The sequence below is a fragment of the Aurantibacter aestuarii genome (genome assembly GCF_003008425.1).
In the GTDB taxonomy this organism is placed as follows: domain Bacteria; phylum Bacteroidota; class Bacteroidia; order Flavobacteriales; family Flavobacteriaceae; genus Aurantibacter; species Aurantibacter aestuarii.
This window is the reverse complement of sequence record NZ_PXOQ01000007.1, coordinates 330,099-347,156: the sequence shown is the minus strand read 5'-3', so window position 1 is coordinate 347,156 and position 17,058 is coordinate 330,099. Positions and strand designations below refer to the sequence as shown.

The window sequence follows — 17,058 nt, the reverse complement described above, 5'->3', positions numbered from 1 at the left end:
ATATCTTTTTTTAAAATTTATGAATCGTAAAGCACATTTATTAAACTTGTTAGTGGGGTTAGTTTTAATCCCATCAATGCTTTGTGCTCAAGTAGATTTTAATAAAACCCCAAATGACGATTTAGGCAATAACGAAAATAAATTTCAGGAGTATTTCTTTGAAGCCATCAAACAAAAAGGAATTGAAAATTATGAAAAAGCAATAGAATACGTTCAAAAATGTATTCAAATTAACCCTGAAGAAGCTTCATTATATTTTGAATTAGGTAAAAACCACAATAAGCTGGGTAATTATGTTTTAGCGGCAAACGCATTAAAAAAAGCCTTAGAACTTAAACCAGGTAATCTTTGGATTTTAGATGAATTGTATTTTGTTTACATACAGCAAAAAGATTATAATAGTGCGGTAAATACTATAAAGGAACTGGTTAAGTATCAACCAAAATATAAGGAAGACCTTGCAAACATTTATGTTCAGATTAAAGATTACGACAGCGCCTTGTCTATTTTAGACGAGTTGGATAAAAAATTTGGAATAACCAGTGAACGCGAACAATTAAGAAACAGCATTTATAAAATTACAGGACAACAAGATGTACTCATAGATAATCTAGAAAACCAAAAAACGATTAATCCAGAAGATGAAGCTAATTATCTCAAATTAATATATCGTTACAGCGAAAACAATCAACCTGAAAAAGCATTCGAAACAGCTCAAGACCTTTTAAAAATAAATCCAACATCTCAGTTAGTCCATTTGGCTTTATATAAGTTTTATATTCAGAAAAATCAATTAGATTTAGCTGTAGAGTCTATGAAAATTGTTATTAACGGTACAAAAATAGATGCGACCAGCAAGAGTAAAGTACTTAACGACTTTGTTCGTTTTGTTGCACAAAACCCTAAATATGAAGACGATTTAATAGAAGCAACTTCAGTAATTTCAGATTCCTCAAGCGCAATAGATTTAGGAAATTATTACTTTAAAAAAGGGAACAAACAAAAAGCATTAGACTACTATTTAGAGGCTTATCAAAATAATAATCAGGATTTCACATTAATTAAACAAATTATATTAATTCAAATAGATCTTTCAGATTATAATAAAGCATTGACTTTAAGTGATGAAGCCATAGAGATATATCCTGCACAACCCATTTTATATTTATTAAATGGCGTAGCTTTAAATGGTTTAAATCGGTTTCAAGAAGCTGTAGATACTTTAGAAATTGGTGTAGATTACCTTATTGAAGACACAACTATGGAAAAAGATTTTTACATACAATTAAGTGAAGCTTTTAATGGTCTAAACAATTTAGAAAAGGCAAAAACGTTTAAAGACAAAGCAAACAAGCTTAAAATCAACTAAAATATATGTTCAAAACTATAAAATTTGCAGTTTTTTTTGCTGCTTTAGCCATTTTGTTTTCTTCTTGTAATGCTAGTAAAACAGTTACAAGTTCGGCTACAGCAGATCCTTCAATTAAAACAAAACAAGTAGTAAATGCAGTTAATACTGCAGAAACCGAGTTTAAGACTTTAGTTGGAAAATTAAAAATTGAAACCATTAATGGCGATAAATCTCAGAGCACCAGCGTGTCTTTTCGTATGGAAAAAGATAAAACCATATGGATAAGCAAATTAGGTCTTGTTAAAGCAATTATAACACAAGATCGTGTTGCGTTTTACAACAAACTAGATAACACTTATTTTGATGGAGATTTTAGTTATTTAAGTAATTTAGTTGGTACAGAATTAGACTTTTTTAAAGTTCAAAACATACTTTTAGGGCAACCTATTTTGGCTCTAGATGCTAAAACTTATAATAGTTCTGTTGCTGATAATTCTTACATACTTAGTCCTAAACAACAATTGGAGTTATATGAAATCTTCTTTTTGATGAACCCTTCTCATTTTAAATCCAATTCTCAACAAATTTCCCAAACCAAAGAAAAACGTTTTTTACAAATAGATTATTTAAGTTATCAAAAAGTAAAACAACTTAATATTCCTGAAAATATTAAAATTCTAGCGGTAGAAGATGGAAGCGAATTACAAATAAATTTAGAATTAAAAAGCTTAGATTTGGACAAAGATTTAAGTTTTCCTTTTGAAATTCCTTCAGGATACGAATTAATTAAACTATAGATGCTTAAACATAAAGTCATAATCTTATGTATTGCTTTTTTCTGTGGAATAACCTTAAGTTCTGCTCAAAAAAGTAAACAAGACCAATTAGAAGAACGCCGACAAGAATTGCGTAATGAAATACGTAAAATCAATAACTTATTGTTTCAAAATACCAATAAAAAAAAATCTGAAGCGTCTAAAATTGAAGATTTAAATTACAAGCTTGAAGTAAGACGAAATCTTATAAAAGTAACTAATGAGCAGGCTAATTTACTTACTAGAGAAATTAATAGTAATCAAAATAAAATTTCTGATTTAAATAAAGAACTTGAGGTTTTAAAAGCCAATTACGCAAAGCTTTTGGTCAAGTCATACAAAAATAAAAATACGCAAAGCCGTATTATGTTTTTATTGTCTTCAAATAATTTTAAACAAGCTTATAAACGCCTTCAATACATAAATCAGTATAGTGATTATCAAAAAAAGCAAGGTGAAAACATTACGGAAAAAACAAACGAATTATTAGCGGTTAATAAAAAACTAATAGAACAGAAAAAATCTAAAGATGCTTTAATTGAAGAAAACAGAAAAGCAAAAATTGCTTTAGAAAAAGACGTTATAGAACAAAAAGCCATATTAGCTTTAATACAAAAAGATTTAGACAAATACAGTGCAGAAGTTAGAGAAAAGCAAAAGGAAGTTGCAAAAATAGACAAGGAAATCTCAGATTTAATTAAAGCAGCTATTGCAAAATCTAACAAAAAAGCAGGTGTAAAACCAAGTAATAAAGTAGGTAAGGCAGAAGAGTTTGCATTAACAGCAGAATCTAAAGCTCTAGCAGCAGACTTTTTAAGTAATAAAGGAAAACTACCTTGGCCTGTAGAAAAAGGAATTATAAAACTTCGCTATGGGCGCCAACCGCATCCTATAGATAAATCCTTGCAAATAGAAAGTAATGGTGTGCGTATTGCAACCGAAACGAATGCTAAAGTAAGAGCTGTTTTTAATGGCGAAGTACTTGCGGTACAAAAAGCAAAATTAGGAAGTATTACTGTATTAATTCAGCATGGTAATTATGTAAGTTCTTATACCAATTTGGGTAAAGTCTATGTAAGTGAAGGAGAAAAAGTATCTACAAAACAAGATATAGGAGAAATATTTACTAATCCAATTACCAACGAAACCATTTTAAGATTTAGTATTTTTAAAAATAGCACCACACAAAATCCAGCACTTTGGATTTATAAAATGTAAAGCTTAATTTTCAAGGCGTTTTACAGACTTAAGGTCCAAGTCCGTGCTAAAAGGTTAATCTTTTCTCTTGGTTTGGTGATAAAGTTATAACTATCATGATATAAATTTATGGATTTTATTTACGAACATAATTTTATCTTTGCATTTATTTTTTTGTTAATAAGCTTAATTCTAATTTTTAAACAGCTAAATTTCAATTTAAGTCAAAAATTAAAAAAATTTGAGCAGTCAGAAATTAAGGTATTTATCAGTGATTGGGTATTGATTTTTGGGTTTTTATTGTTAAGCTTTTTATTATTTAATCAATGAGTTTTTTTTAAAAATATTTTAAAACCTGTATAATTTTTTTATAATACTCTTATTAGTCAACTTATTAAGTCTAAAAGTATTAGAATTAGATTTTAAAAAAAACAATAGCGCGGACTTGTAGTCCGTGAAATAGTAGAGTAAATACACAAAAGCTTTTAAAATAGTTTGTAAAGTTTTTTTCGAAACAATAAAATTTAGAATAGCTTCTTTTTAAGACTGTAAATAGTGTTCTATTCCATAAACAAAGCCCTCAATTCTGTAGCTTCACTAGGTTTCATTTTTCCCGCAAGTACTAAACTTAACTGTTTTCTTCGCAAGGCACCTTTAAAGCGGCTAATTTCTAATTCGGTTTCAGGAACTAATTCTGGAATTCTTACAGGTTGCCCAGTTTCATCTACAGCAACAAAAGTATAAATAGCTTCGTTAGCTTTAGTTTTAATACCAGATTCTCTGTCTTCTACCCAAACATCCATAAACACCTCCATAGAAGTCTTAAATGCTCTAGAAACCTTTGCCTCTACTGTAACAACACTACCTAGAGGAACCGATTTATTAAATGCGACATGATTTACAGATGCGGTTACGACAATGCGTCGAGAATGTCTTCGGGCACTAATACTTGCAGCACGATCCATTCGAGCTAAAAGTTCTCCTCCAAAAAGATTATTTAGTGGGTTAGTTTCACTAGGCAAAACCATATCGGTTAAAACGGTAAGAGATTCTATTGCTTTACGTGCATCCATTGGGCTTCAAATTTTATGCAAATGTAAAGCCTAAAATAGGTTTATGGTAGTAATTAACAGAAAATTTACAAAAGCTTAATCTAAAGCTTTTACAAGTAACCAAGCGTTACTGTTTTCGTTATTTTTAATATGTCGTAATGCAGATAAGGCTTCAAGTTTGTCGCTATAACTTTCATAAGCCACTTCATGTAAACCATATTTGTTTACACCAATTTTATGGGCTTTAAATCCTTTATCTTTTAATTGCTCTACCTTGCTTAGACTATTTTCTTCAACTCTATAAGCACCAGCAATGATATGATAAGGACCATTTGGTTTTTTTTCAACAGAAAATTTAACTAAAGGTAATGGGTTGGAAATTATAAAAGTAGCTTCTTGAATTTTAGATTCTATAGCATCATTAGCTTCCTCCATAACCACTTGGTTATGAGTTTTAACCTGATTGCTGTAATAAGTTCCACCAGCAAAACCACCTAATGTTAAAGCAACTAGTCCGACAGCTGCATATTTTAAATAGTTTTTAGATCTAGATTTTGATGGTTTTATTACCTTAACTGTTGTTTCTTTTTCAAGAGTTTGTGCTTTTTCAGTAACTGCTGAAGTTGATAAGCGCTCTACAGAAGACACTACAATTTGTTGTAAACCAAAAGCTTCAGGTAAGTAATTAACACTTAGGCTTGGTTTAAATTCAATTTTAGAGTCTATATTAAAACGTAACTCTCCAATAGTATCTAGTTCTACGCTTTCTCCTTGTATTAATTGAGATTTAAATCGCTCAACCTGTTTTGCAATTTTTAAATTTGCTGCTTCAAATGGTATTTTTTCAACATCTGCAATATAACGTGCTAATAAACCATCATTTACTTTAATGTGTTCATTAAATAAAATAGCTTTTTTTGGAGCAAAAAAGGTTTTTGTAGTAGAGTTAAGTTCTGCCGAAACTTGTCGTGTCACGAAAGAACCAAAGTCTGGTAACGTTACACAGTCGTAACGGTATAATAAATCGCTTATGTAAGTTTGTAATTGCATTAGAGCAAAGTTATACTTTTTTAAAAAAGACTGAAATTTCTTGTATATTAGTTATTAACACTGTGCTTAAATTTTAGTGTTCTAACTAAAAATCAATAACATAAAAATGAAAAAAAATGAGTTATTATATGTTTTAGCCCTTCAACATGTAGCTAAAATAGGAGATGTAACTGCTAAGAAACTCATTTCTCATTGTGGATCTGCTGAAGCAGTTTTTAAAGAAAAGAAATCCAATTTACTTAGAATTGACGGGATAGGAGAATTAACAATATCTAATCTTTTTGATAAAACCCATTTAATTGAGGCTGAAAAGGAGCTTGATTTTATGGAAAAAAATTTTATAACGCCGCGCTATTTTAAAGATGAAGATTATCCAGAACGTTTAAAACAATGTATTGACGCTCCAATTGTGTTATTTGAAGCGGGACAAATAGATTTAGATAATCCACATATTATTAGTGTAGTAGGCGCTAGAAAAATCACGACTGCAGGAATCGCTTTTTGTGAACGTTTAGTAGAAGAACTTGCTATGTACAATCCAATTATTGTTTCAGGGTTTGCTTACGGTACAGATATCACGGCACATAAAGCAGCCATAAATAATAAGTTGCAAACTATTGCTTGCTTGGCTCATGGACTAGATCAAATATATCCCAAAGTTCACAAAAAGTACATGAGTGATGTAGAAAAAAATGGTGGTTTTTTAACAGATTTTTGGAGTACAGATGCATTTGATAGAAATAATTTTTTGAAACGAAATCGAATTATTGCCGGTTTAAGTGAGGCGACTATAGTTATTGAATCTGCTGAAAAAGGAGGAAGTTTAGTCACTGCAGACATAGCTAATTCTTACGATCGTGAAGTCTTTGCAGTGCCTGGCAGAGTAACAGATTCTCAAAGTGTAGGTTGTAATGATTTAATTAAACATCAAAAAGCACATTTGCTCTCTAACCCTTTAGACATTCCATATTTACTAAACTGGAATTTAGAAAAACAAAAAAGTATACCAATACAAAAACAGCTTTTTGTTGAGATGACTAATGAGGAAACATTAGTTTATAATTACTTAAAACATAAAAACAAAGAATTACTAGATGTTATAGCTTTAGATTGTAATATACCTACTTATAAATTAGCAGGATTACTAATTACTATGGAATTAAAAGGTATTATTAGGCCTTTACCAGGGAAATTATTTGAAACAGTTTAATAATGAGCACAATTGAAATGTTAAATAATTAACAAGTGAAGGTGAATTTGTTTAAATATTTTAATTTTTCAAAAAACCGAACGTTCATTCGTATATTGTATGCGCAATAAATAATTAACGTTCTTTTAAATGAAAAAAATTACATTATTCTTAGTTTTATCTATTCTTTTTGATATTTGTGTGGCTCAAGTTGGAATCGGTACAGTAAATCCAACCGCAGCTTTGGATGTGCAATCTTCAACTGGAGGCTTATTAGCGCCAAGAGTTGCACTTACAAATACGTTAATTTCAGCTCCAGTTTTAAATCCTCAAGGTGGTTTATTACCGGCAGGAACTATGGTATATAATATAAATACCATAGCAGATGTTTCTCCAGGTTATTATTACTGGAATGGTACTTTATGGGTAAGAATGGCAGCAGCGTCCACTTCTAATGACTGGACGTTAACAGGAAATGCAGGAACTACTGCAGGCACTAATTTTTTGGGAACTACAGACGCGACAGATTTAAGGATAAAAACCCAAAATATAAATAGATGGAATATATCTAATGCAAATAATGGTCAATTACAATCTTATAGTAGAGGAACTGCAGGAGCTCCAATATATTCTTTTCAAACAGATACTAATACAGGATTATTTAGTTCTGGTGTAGACGCTGTAGGTTTAACTACAAATGGAGTAGAAAAATTACGTGTAAATAATAATGGAAATGTGGTTATTGGAAGTACAATGGGTGCAGGTGGAGCTAAATTACACCTTACAGGAGCAGGAAACACTATAAGAGTAGATAATTTAAGCTCAATTAATGTTAATAATAATGGGATCGATAATCCTGTGGTTAAGGTGAATGCAAATGGAGATTTTATCTTAGAACCCTCTGTAACAACTCAAGCTTCTAATGAAAGTTCTGCAGACACATTTTTAGCTGCTCCTTTTGAACTATCAAGTAGCACTGGTGCGTTTACCTCTGCAGTCATCCATACAGTTAATATAACTTTAACTAAGCCCACACTTGTAGAAGTTGTTTATTGGACAGGATGCTCAATAAATAGATTTAGCACATTTACACCAATAATATCAGATGATCAGGCAAGAGGTTATGGTGTTTTGGTTCAAGAGACGGGCGCTACTACAGGTACCGCAGTGGATGTATCTTATTGCGCAAATTCTTATAGTAATGGTACAACCTCAGGAGTTAATGAAAATTTCACGTTAAGTGGAAATGGATATGTAAGCCTGCCAGCAGGTAACCATACATTTACTGTTACGGCTTTTGCTTTAGGAGGCACAGGTGGTTTTGGTGCCCAAGGTTACCGAATTAGATTTGGAAACAATGCTCTAAGCCGCTTTCAAATAATTTATCATAATTAATATAAGACTGTTATGAAAAGCTTAATTCTTATTGTTTTTTTAATTTTTACTTCACTTATTTTTTCACAAAATCATTCTAATCCTTCACAAAGATTTTTAGAAGGTGAAGAATTAAAACTTTTTAAAATAAAGATACTAGGAGGAGATCAAACTTCAATCTTAGAACAGAAGATTAATTCTAAAAGTTACTTAAAAGGAGAAGAATTAGAACAATTTAAAGAGAAAATTTTAGGCAGAAGATTGAACAATTTTTCTAAATCTGTAAATGAACATAAGTTTTTAAAAGGAGAAGAGTTAGAAAATTTTAAAGAGAAAATTTTAAACAGAAATTTTAATTTCCAAAAATTAGATAAAAAAGAACATTAAATTTAATTATTGTTCGATAAAAAAGGCCTAATAATATTATCAGACCTTTTTATTAATACCCTACTTTACCTCTTACGCGTTTTATAACACTATTACAAACCGTACTAGCTTTCTCAGCGCCTATAGCCAAAGTATTATCAATTTCATCTAAATTGCTCATGTAATAATTGTAACGCTCTCTTTGAGTAGAAAATTTGTCTAAAATTAATTCATATAATGCCTGCTTGGCATGTCCATAACCATAATTTCCATTTTCATAATTGGCTTTCATGATTTTAATTTCATTATCAGAAGCTAGTAAACTATAAATAGCAAAACAATTACAAGTAGTCCAGTCTTTAGGGTCTTCTAAAGCGGTACTGTCTGTTTCAATAGACATAATTTGCTTGCGTAATTGTTTTTCAGCTAAAAAAACATTTATAGTGTTGCCTTTACTTTTACTCATTTTAGAACCATCTGTTCCAGGAATTAGCATAGTATTTTCTTGAATTTTGGCATCTGGAAGCACAAAGGTTTCACCTAGTTTTGCATGAAAACGAGATGCTACATCTCTGGTCATTTCAATATGTTGTAACTGGTCTTTACCTACCGGAATAATTTCTGCATCATACGCCAAAATATCGGCAGCCATAAGCATTGGATAACTAAATAAGCCTGAATTAACATCTTCTAGTCTATCAGCTTTATCTTTAAAACTATGTGCTAATGTTAGACGCTGGTATGGAAAGAAACAGCTTAAATACCATGTTAGTTCTGTTACCTGTGGGACATCACTTTGTCTGTAAAACACTGTTTTTTCAATATCTAAACCAAAAGCAAGCCAAACTGCTGCAGTAGAGTAAGTGTTTTCTCTCATTACTTTAGCGTCCTTAATTTGTGTTAAGGAATGTAAATCGGCAATAAATAAAAAAGATTCATTTTCTGGATTATTTGCCATTTCTATAGCAGGTATTAAAGCTCCTAAAATGTTACCCAAATGTGGCGTTCCTGTACTTTGTATTCCTGTAAGTATTCTAGACATAATTTAATTCTTCAAATTAGGCGATTTTCAATATTTAGTTTAAAAGCAAAGGTAATTTATTTGTATGGACTCAAAAAAGAAAATAGTTCAATAAAAATAGCTAGATTTGGCATTGTATGAAATGGTTTAAAATTCTTTTTTGGTTACTTTATAGAATCTGGTTTTATGTTTTACTAGCATTACCAATTTTAGTAATGTTTCCTTTTTTAATTATCTCAATTTTAAAAGAAACTTGGTACCCGTATTTTTTTAGAATGGCACGTATTTGGTCTAAAATTATATTATTTGGGATGGGTTTTCATATAAAAATTACAAAGGATGCTATTCCAGAACCTCATAGAAGCTATATGTTTGTTGCTAACCACACTTCAATGACAGATATTATGCTTATGCTGGTGGTTATTAAAAATCCATTTGTATTTGTTGGTAAAGCAGAATTAGCTAAAATTCCGGTTTTCGGTTTTTTTTATAAGCGTACATCTATATTGGTAGATAGAAACAGCACAAAAAGTAGACAAGCTGTGTTTTTAAGAGCGCAAAAACGATTAAAACAAGGGTTAAGTATTTGTATTTTCCCTGAAGGTGGCGTGCCTGAAGAATCTATTTTATTAGACGAATTTAAGGATGGAGCTTTTAGATTAGCTATAAATCATAAAATTCCAATTGTTCCATTAACTTTTCCAGATAATAAAAAAAGGTTTTCTTACACATTTTTTAGCGGCTCTCCAGGACAAATGAGAGCCCATATACATTCTTTTATAAAAACAGATACTCTAGATATAAAAGGTACTAAGGCATTAAATGAAAAAACTAAAATGATAATTTACAATAAATTAATAAACTACTAAAAAAGCAAAGACATAACGGGTAAAAAAATGAAAGGCAATTCGAGAGAATTGCCTTTCTTGGTGTCGGACTTAGCATATAGTAAAAGTTTAACCAACTAAAAACCTAGAACTAAAATTTGTAACTAAATCCTGTATAGACACCAATAATATATGGGTTAAAATTACCCGAGGTGTTTGAGAACCCGTTAATTTGATATTTAAATGTTGGCTCAAATATATAAATAAAAGATTTACTAAACTTATAATTTAACCCTAAACCTAAATTTGTGCTAAAACTAACATTATTTATATTGTTAGCTTCTCCTATATCCGTTTTATAGCCATCAAATTCCGAAACTACTAAATTATTTTCTAATAGAAAAGTACTTAAACCACCAATTATACTTACCCCAAATCTAGAATTACTTAAAGTATATTCAAGCTCTACGGGTACCTCTAAATAACTAATTCGTTGACTTAGAGCAGCGTTAAAGTTTAATTCACTATTAATTTGTTGTATGGCTAAATTATCTGCACTAATTACACTTACCCCTTGATTGTTAACAGAAGAATAAAAATCGATATTCATAAAAGAGTCCGGTTTAGTGTTGCTCACGCTTTCAAAAACAATAACATCGTCCGTATCATAACTTAAGTTTAATTTATTTATACCAGTACGTACTTTAATTTTTTTATTTACAGTATATCCTACAGAAACTCCGTAACTGGTGTTAACCTCTCCACTTTTACTATTGTTATTAAACTGGCTTCCAAATTGAGATCCTTCTCCAAAAGAGTTATAATATACAGGTGCAATATTTGGAGAAACAGACCACCTGTGACCAATTTTTTCTTTTTCTAGTAACTTTTTACTTTCTGCTATAGCGGCTTCTATACTTTTAGCATCTCTTATTATAATATTATAGCTTGAAATTGAATCTGGAGCTAATAAAACCAACGGTTTTGACACTCCATATAATGTTTTGTTAGAATTTGTGGTGGTTTGCTTTCTAGAATAGTTAGAACTAAAAGATGAATTCTTTTCTAATACTTTAGTTGAGTTTTGTTTTTTTAATGTTGAAGCACTTAACTTATTAAGTGTGTTATTTGCAGTATTTGTATAGTTTTTAATACTCTTGTTTGTATTGGTCGATAAATGGTTATTTAATGAAGTGCTATTTACCAATTGGTCTTTATTTGAAGTATTGGATGAATTATTTTTAGTATTTTTTTGAAGTTTGTTGCTATAACGTTCCTCTTTAGTGTTATTTAATTTAAGTGTTTTATTATCTATGTTATGTTTAGAATTTGGCGAAATTAGAATTTCTTTTGAAGAATTATTATTAACTAATCCGTCGTTAGTTGTGGAACTGTTAATTGTGTTTAATTTATTTTTACTAACATTTTTATCCGTTACAGATACATCTGTATTGTTTGAGCTATCGTAATTTTGGTGGTTTAATTTCTTATCATCCGAAGAATTGTAAACAACTTTGCCATTACTTTCTGAAGTATTAATTTCATTTAGCTTAGACTGTTTGTTTAGAGTGATTTTTGAATCTTCTTTATTAGACTTTGTATTTATGACAGGTGATGTGTTGGTTGAAGTATATAGATAAATACCCGAGGTTAATAGTACAATCAACGCAGCAGCAATACCAGAAATCCTTGACCAAATAGGTATTAATTTTGGAGTAGTATTTGATGTGTTCTTTTGAAGTTGTTTCTCTATATTTTTCCAAACTTGTTTGTCTGGCGTAGCTTCAAAGTCTTTAAACTTTTCTTGAAACAGTCGGTCTATGTGTTTTTTTTGGCTCATTTATGAATTATGAGAATTTTGTCTTGTTTTATACTGGTTTACACGATCTTTTAATAATACCCGAGCTCTATTTAAATTAGATTTAGAGGTGCCGGTTGTAATATGTAATAAATCGCTTATTTCTTTATGCGAAAACCCATCCATAACATAAAGGTTAAAAACCATTCTGTAGCGGTCGGGTAAATTTTGAATACATTCCAATAAAAACTGTAAAGGAATGTCTTCAGTTTCGTCATCATTAATGTCTATTGTTTTGTCTTCAATTTGCTCTTCATCTACAATTTTGAAAACAGATGTTTTTCTATAACGTTGTAATGTATTATTTATAGTAACTCTTTTAAGCCATCCTTCAAAAGAGCCTTGATGATTATATTGATTTATTTTTTCAAAAATTAACAAAAAAGCATCCTGTAAATTATCTTGAGCTTCGGCATAGCTTCTTGAGTACTTCAAGCATACAGTAAATAATTTACTCGAAAAGAGTTTATATAATTCACTTTGTGCTTTAGTATCATTTAATTTACATTTTTGTATGAGTTGCTCCAAACTCAAATTAATCAGGTGTTTAGTTATTAATCTATAGCTTCCACTTCATATGTTAAATATACATCTTGATCGTTATCATCCTTACCTTGCCAAAATTTAAACACATAAGTTCCTTCCTCCTCGGCTTTAAAACGAAAAGAGGCTTCTGTGTTTGCATTTAATGGAGAACAGTTACCATTACTTGCAAAATAGGTGCTTATAATAGCCACAGTTCTTTCATTAGTGTTTTTAGCATAATAAATATCATTAAACGCATGACAGTTTGTTGGTCTATTATAATTAATAATAATATCTTCAGCTACGCCCACTTCTACTGTCTGTGGTATAATTACATTATCTACTGGTAACAACTGCTGGTAATCTTCAATACTATCATCATCTACACTGCAGGATAGGGCAAAAAAGGAGCAGAGTAAAATGTATAAAACATTCTTTTTCATAAATAGGTCTTTGATATTAAGATACTTAATTTACAAAAAGGTTGCGTGTAAATAAAAAAAATCTCGTTTAACACGAGATTTTTTTAAAATTAAGCCAATTCTTTGAGTTGAGATTTAATTTTTTGTTCCAGTTCATCAAATAATTCTGGGTTATCTTCAATAATAGCTTTTACAGCATCTCTTCCTTGCCCAAGTTTGGTCTCTTCATAACTAAACCAAGACCCACTCTTTTTAACGATTTCCATTTCTACAGCGACATCTAAGATTTCTCCCACTTTAGAGACTCCAGCGCCATACATTATATCAAATTCAGCAGTTCTAAATGGTGGTGCCACTTTATTTTTAACCACCTTTACTTTAGTTTTATTACCCATAACCTCACCATTACTATCTTTAATTTGAGTTGAACGACGAATATCTAAACGAACAGACGCGTAAAATTTAAGGGCATTACCTCCAGTTGTTGTTTCTGGGTTTCCAAACATAACCCCAATTTTTTCTCGTAACTGGTTAATAAAAATTACAGTGCAATTGGTTTTACTAATTGAAGCGGTAAGTTTTCTTAAAGCTTGAGACATTAAACGGGCATGTAATCCCATTTTAGAATCTCCCATTTCTCCTTCTATTTCGCTTTTAGGTGTTAAAGCAGCAACAGAATCTATAACAACAATATCAATTGCTCCAGAGCGTATTAAATTATCTGCTATTTCTAATGCTTGTTCTCCATTATCTGGTTGAGAAATAATTAAATTATCTATATCAACTCCTAATTTAGCTGCATAAAAACGATCAAATGCATGCTCTGCATCTATAAAGGCAGCAATGCCTCCAGCTTTTTGCGCTTCTGCAATTGCATGTAAGGTTAAAGTGGTTTTACCTGAAGATTCTGGACCATAAATTTCTATAACACGACCTCTAGGATATCCACCAACCCCTAGAGCAATATCTAGACCTAAAGATCCTGTTGGGATAGCATCTACATCAACAACAGCAGCATCACTCATTTTCATGACGGTGCCTTTCCCGTAAGCTTTGTCTAATTTATCTAAGGTTAATTTTAATGCTTTTAATTTTCCTTCTTTTTCATTGCTCATAATAACTTATTTCTATAAATGTAAGGCTAAAATACAACTATTTTATTTTTTTTTAATCTAAGACGCAACCTTTTTAAAGTTTATGCATCTATTTAATAAATAGGGAAATTATTGCTGTGAAAAAGAAAATTATTCCTCCTATTTTAAAACAACATCTCTTTAATTTTTAGTTGTTAATTATGAGATATTTAAGAAAAATAGTTCAATTTAAAGCATTAGGCGTTTCAGTCTCTATTTTAGTAAATAGCAGCTGTAAAGCCGATGGAGGGTAACTCGTAACATTTTTTAAATAAAAATTTAAAAAATTAATAACGAGTTAGTCTATTAAAAGTCCTTTACGATCGTCGTAAGGGACTTTTTTTTTGTTTAAAATAAGCGGGTTTTTATATCTAAAATTATATTCTACCTTTGCAAAAATTATTCTTTAACCTTAAAAACTTAGTATAGCATGCAACTGTACAACAAATTAAGCGCCAAAGAACGAGCAGAACTTATTGAAAAAGCAGGAAAAGACCGGTTAACCTTATCTTTTTATGTCTATGCTCAAATTGGCAACCCACAACAATTACGAGACGATTTATTTATTACATGGAACAATTTAGACGTTTTAGGACGTATTTATGTGGCTCATGAAGGGATTAATGCACAATTATCTTTACCAGCCGATCATTTTGAAGCCTTTAAAAACCATCTGGATAGTATCGATTTTTTGAAGGATATCCGTTTAAATATTGCTGTAGAGCAGGATAATATGTCTTTCTTAAAACTGAAAGTTAAGGTTAGAGATAAAATTGTAGCAGACGGTTTAAACGACGACACTTTTGATGTGACCAATAAAGGAATTCATCTTTCTGCTAAGGAATTTAATGAAATGCTTTCTAACCCCAATACGGTTTGTGTAGATATGCGTAACCATTATGAGAGCGAAATTGGCCATTTTAATGGTGCAGTTACCCCAGATGTGGATACGTTTCGTGAAAGTTTAGATATTATTGAGGCCGATTTGCGAGATCATAAAGAAGATAAAAACCTATTAATGTATTGTACGGGTGGTATACGCTGTGAAAAAGCGAGTGCTTATTACAAACATAAAGGCTTTAAAAATGTGTATCAATTAGAAGGTGGTATAATTGAGTACACTAGACAAGTCAATGAAGAGGGCATTGAAAATAAATTTATAGGGAAGAATTTTGTGTTTGACGATCGTCGTGCCGAAAAAATTAGTGACGATGTTATTGCTAAATGTCACCAATGCGGTGCACCACATGATGTTCATACTAATTGTGCAAACGATGCCTGCCATTTATTATTCTTGCAATGTGATGCTTGTAAAGAAGAAATGAATAATTGCTGTTCTACCAGCTGTAAAGAAATACACGCCTTACCTTATGAAGAACAAAAAGAATTAAGAAAAGGTCAAGCAAATAGTAACGATATCTTTAAAAAAGGACGCGCAGACCATTTACCTTATAAAAAAGATTTACGAAACATCTTTGAAGTCTTGAAAAAAGATAAGTTAAAGGATTAAATGGGACAATTAAATTTCAATGTATTTAATCTTCTAATATTTTCAGGAATTGTTAATGGATTAATTTTTAGCACAGTTGTTCTAAGTAAGAAGAAGTTTATTACAAATAATACTATCTATTTAGCATTAATTGTGTTGTTTCTATCTTTAAGTAATTTACAGTATTGGTTTTTAGACACTAAAATAACCGAAAAGTATAGCTTCATAAAATATGTTTTTATTCCTTTTCATTGGTTAGTGTTACCAATGTTCTATATGTATGTCAATAAATTTATAGGAAATAAAATAACTTTAAAAAGGCAGTTTTTACTAATACTGCCTTTTTTAATTGTATCAATTTTATATACTATCCAAAGTGTTTATAGCTTGTTTATTAATAAATTATATCTACTTCCTTCACATTTTGAAAATGGTTTGTTCGTTTATTTAGAATTAGCCTCTATTTGTTTTAATATCCTACTAATTATACTTAGCTATAAATCAATAATTATTTACGAAAAAAAAGATATACTAACCCTAAATATTATAAAGGCTCAAACAAGTTGGTTAAAACAATTAATATGCATTGGGCTGCTTATTTGTGTTGCTTGGTTAATAGCTATCTGTATTATTTTAATATTAAATAAAAATACTTCTGTTTTATTTTATCCGCTTTGGATTATAATTTCCCTATTGATTTACTGGATTGGTTATGTAGGAATTAATAAATCCTTAGAATTAAAAGAAAGAATACAATTACGACAAGTTAGAATTCAAAAATCTAAAAAAGCTAAGTCGATTAAAATGATACCTCAAGAAGGAAAAGAGGCGTACAAAAATGTTATTGGTTTAATTTTAAATGAAAAACTACATCTTGACCCGAAGATGAGTTTAAAAAAAATAGCTTTAAAATTAGATTTAAGCGAAGGTTATATTTCTCAATTAATTAATAAGAATTCAGATTCAAACTTTAATGATTTTTTAAATACGCTACGTGTTAAAGATGCAAAAAGGATGCTTAAAAATGTAGCTTATAATAACTATACTTTAGAATCTATTGGGTTAGAAGCTGGCTTTAATTCCAAAACCAGTTTTTATGCAGTCTTTAAAAAACACGTGAAAAAGACACCATTGCAGTATAAAAAAGATGTACAGAATTTGTAACTATCTTGTTATTTGGTACATTCAAAACTTTATAACATTGTAATATTGGTTTACTAAATTTAAAATCAGTATTACATGAAAAAGATATTATTATTAGCTATAATTTTTTGTAGTTGCAAAAGCGCCAATAATTTAGAGGACACAAAAAATATAAAAAAATAATACTTTGTATTTATTATTTAATAAAAAGGAGTATGTATCTACTTTATTTGTTTTTAAAGACTA

Annotated in this window: 16 protein-coding genes; 9 read left to right on the top strand and 7 right to left on the bottom strand. The window is 30.1% G+C overall.

The window, feature by feature from the left end; all coding sequences use genetic code 11:
• Positions 1 to 19: 19 nt before the first annotated feature.
• Genes C7H52_RS02765 through C7H52_RS02755 form a run of 3 tightly spaced genes read left to right on the top strand, consistent with a single transcriptional unit; the run spans position 20 to position 3,384 of the window.
• A complete protein-coding gene (locus C7H52_RS02765; protein ID WP_106462359.1) occupies positions 20 to 1,369 on the top strand; it encodes a tetratricopeptide repeat protein in 1,350 nt (449 codons plus the stop codon).
• A gap of 5 nt (positions 1,370 to 1,374) precedes the next feature.
• Positions 1,375 to 2,148 carry a DUF4292 domain-containing protein gene (locus C7H52_RS02760; RefSeq protein WP_106462358.1) on the top strand — a complete coding sequence of 258 codons (774 nt, stop codon included), beginning with the start codon at positions 1,375 to 1,377 and terminating at the stop codon, positions 2,146 to 2,148.
• Positions 2,149 to 3,384 (top strand): murein hydrolase activator EnvC family protein, encoded by a 1,236-nt coding sequence (locus tag C7H52_RS02755; protein ID WP_106462357.1) that lies wholly within the window; start codon positions 2,149 to 2,151, stop codon positions 3,382 to 3,384.
• 539 nt (positions 3,385 to 3,923) lie between these two features.
• On the opposite strand, the gene C7H52_RS02745 is transcribed toward C7H52_RS02755, so the two are convergent.
• Positions 3,924 to 4,436: an acyl-CoA thioesterase gene (locus tag C7H52_RS02745; RefSeq protein WP_106462355.1), complete on the bottom strand. Its 513-nt coding sequence runs from the start codon at positions 4,434 to 4,436 to the stop codon at positions 3,924 to 3,926.
• 75 nt (positions 4,437 to 4,511) lie between these two features.
• The gene (locus tag C7H52_RS02740; protein ID WP_106462354.1) at positions 4,512 to 5,465 is read right to left on the bottom strand and encodes an HU domain-containing protein; all 954 of its coding nucleotides are present in this window, start codon (positions 5,463 to 5,465) and stop codon (positions 4,512 to 4,514) included.
• A gap of 106 nt (positions 5,466 to 5,571) precedes the next feature.
• On the opposite strand from C7H52_RS02740, the gene dprA reads away from it, so the two are divergent.
• The 3 genes from dprA to C7H52_RS02725 all read left to right on the top strand — a co-directional run bounded on the left by dprA (position 5,572) and on the right by C7H52_RS02725 (position 8,415).
• Positions 5,572 to 6,675, top strand: coding sequence for a DNA-processing protein DprA (gene dprA, locus C7H52_RS02735; protein ID WP_106462353.1), 1,104 nt, complete (start codon positions 5,572 to 5,574; stop codon positions 6,673 to 6,675).
• Positions 6,676 to 6,804: 129 nt separating this feature from the next.
• Positions 6,805 to 8,049 (top strand): hypothetical protein, encoded by a 1,245-nt coding sequence (locus C7H52_RS02730; protein WP_106462352.1) that lies wholly within the window; start codon positions 6,805 to 6,807, stop codon positions 8,047 to 8,049.
• A gap of 12 nt (positions 8,050 to 8,061) precedes the next feature.
• Positions 8,062 to 8,415, top strand: coding sequence for a hypothetical protein (locus tag C7H52_RS02725; protein ID WP_106462351.1), 354 nt, complete (start codon positions 8,062 to 8,064; stop codon positions 8,413 to 8,415).
• Between the two features lie 52 nt (positions 8,416 to 8,467).
• Here C7H52_RS02725 and trpS read toward each other — a convergent pair whose 3' ends face one another.
• Positions 8,468 to 9,436: a tryptophan--tRNA ligase gene (trpS, locus tag C7H52_RS02720; RefSeq protein ID WP_106462350.1), complete on the bottom strand. Its 969-nt coding sequence runs from the start codon at positions 9,434 to 9,436 to the stop codon at positions 8,468 to 8,470.
• A gap of 116 nt (positions 9,437 to 9,552) precedes the next feature.
• On the opposite strand from trpS, the gene C7H52_RS02715 reads away from it, so the two are divergent.
• A complete protein-coding gene (locus C7H52_RS02715; protein WP_106462349.1) occupies positions 9,553 to 10,284 on the top strand; it encodes a lysophospholipid acyltransferase family protein in 732 nt (243 codons plus the stop codon).
• 109 nt (positions 10,285 to 10,393) lie between these two features.
• Here the strand turns inward: C7H52_RS02715 and C7H52_RS02710 are convergent, their stop codons facing one another.
• The 4 genes from C7H52_RS02710 to recA form a co-directional block, all read right to left on the bottom strand.
• A complete protein-coding gene (locus C7H52_RS02710) occupies positions 10,394 to 12,082 on the bottom strand; it encodes a hypothetical protein (RefSeq protein ID WP_106462348.1) in 1,689 nt (562 codons plus the stop codon).
• Complete coding sequence (locus tag C7H52_RS02705; protein WP_106462347.1) at positions 12,083 to 12,634, bottom strand: RNA polymerase sigma factor; 552 nt, start codon at positions 12,632 to 12,634, stop codon at positions 12,083 to 12,085.
• A 20-nt stretch (positions 12,635 to 12,654) separates the two neighbouring features.
• Positions 12,655 to 13,068, bottom strand: coding sequence for a hypothetical protein (locus C7H52_RS02700; protein ID WP_106462346.1), 414 nt, complete (start codon positions 13,066 to 13,068; stop codon positions 12,655 to 12,657).
• Positions 13,069 to 13,157: 89 nt separating this feature from the next.
• Positions 13,158 to 14,162, bottom strand: coding sequence for a recombinase RecA (gene recA / locus C7H52_RS02695; protein WP_106462345.1), 1,005 nt, complete (start codon positions 14,160 to 14,162; stop codon positions 13,158 to 13,160).
• 448 nt (positions 14,163 to 14,610) lie between these two features.
• Between recA and trhO the strand changes: the two genes are divergently transcribed.
• Both trhO and C7H52_RS02685 read left to right on the top strand, forming a co-directional pair.
• Complete coding sequence (gene trhO, locus C7H52_RS02690) at positions 14,611 to 15,690, top strand: oxygen-dependent tRNA uridine(34) hydroxylase TrhO (RefSeq protein ID WP_106462344.1); 1,080 nt, start codon at positions 14,611 to 14,613, stop codon at positions 15,688 to 15,690.
• Positions 15,691 to 16,833: a helix-turn-helix domain-containing protein gene (locus C7H52_RS02685; RefSeq protein WP_106462343.1), complete on the top strand. Its 1,143-nt coding sequence runs from the start codon at positions 15,691 to 15,693 to the stop codon at positions 16,831 to 16,833.
• Positions 16,834 to 17,058 lie beyond the last annotated feature (225 nt).

Excerpts from the sequence above, each read along its gene's own strand:
- C7H52_RS02755 (WP_106462357.1), top strand. The coding sequence starts at position 2,149 with ATGCTTAAACATAAAGTCATAATCTTATGTATTGCTTTTTTCTGTGGA.
- C7H52_RS02715 (WP_106462349.1), top strand. The coding sequence starts at position 9,553 with ATGAAATGGTTTAAAATTCTTTTTTGGTTACTTTATAGAATCTGGTTT.
- C7H52_RS02765 (WP_106462359.1), top strand. The coding sequence starts at position 20 with ATGAATCGTAAAGCACATTTATTAAACTTGTTAGTGGGGTTAGTTTTA.
- recA (WP_106462345.1), bottom strand. The coding sequence starts at position 14,162 with ATGAGCAATGAAAAAGAAGGAAAATTAAAAGCATTAAAATTAACCTTA.
- C7H52_RS02700 (WP_106462346.1), bottom strand. The coding sequence starts at position 13,068 with ATGAAAAAGAATGTTTTATACATTTTACTCTGCTCCTTTTTTGCCCTA.
- C7H52_RS02725 (WP_106462351.1), top strand. The coding sequence starts at position 8,062 with ATGAAAAGCTTAATTCTTATTGTTTTTTTAATTTTTACTTCACTTATT.
- C7H52_RS02760 (WP_106462358.1), top strand. The coding sequence starts at position 1,375 with ATGTTCAAAACTATAAAATTTGCAGTTTTTTTTGCTGCTTTAGCCATT.
- dprA (WP_106462353.1), top strand. The coding sequence starts at position 5,572 with ATGAAAAAAAATGAGTTATTATATGTTTTAGCCCTTCAACATGTAGCT.
- C7H52_RS02685 (WP_106462343.1), top strand. The coding sequence starts at position 15,691 with ATGGGACAATTAAATTTCAATGTATTTAATCTTCTAATATTTTCAGGA.
- C7H52_RS02745 (WP_106462355.1), bottom strand. The coding sequence starts at position 4,436 with ATGGATGCACGTAAAGCAATAGAATCTCTTACCGTTTTAACCGATATG.
- trpS (WP_106462350.1), bottom strand. The coding sequence starts at position 9,436 with ATGTCTAGAATACTTACAGGAATACAAAGTACAGGAACGCCACATTTG.
- trhO (WP_106462344.1), top strand. The coding sequence starts at position 14,611 with ATGCAACTGTACAACAAATTAAGCGCCAAAGAACGAGCAGAACTTATT.
- C7H52_RS02740 (WP_106462354.1), bottom strand. The coding sequence starts at position 5,465 with ATGCAATTACAAACTTACATAAGCGATTTATTATACCGTTACGACTGT.
- C7H52_RS02730 (WP_106462352.1), top strand. The coding sequence starts at position 6,805 with ATGAAAAAAATTACATTATTCTTAGTTTTATCTATTCTTTTTGATATT.
- C7H52_RS02710 (WP_106462348.1), bottom strand. The coding sequence starts at position 12,082 with ATGAGCCAAAAAAAACACATAGACCGACTGTTTCAAGAAAAGTTTAAA.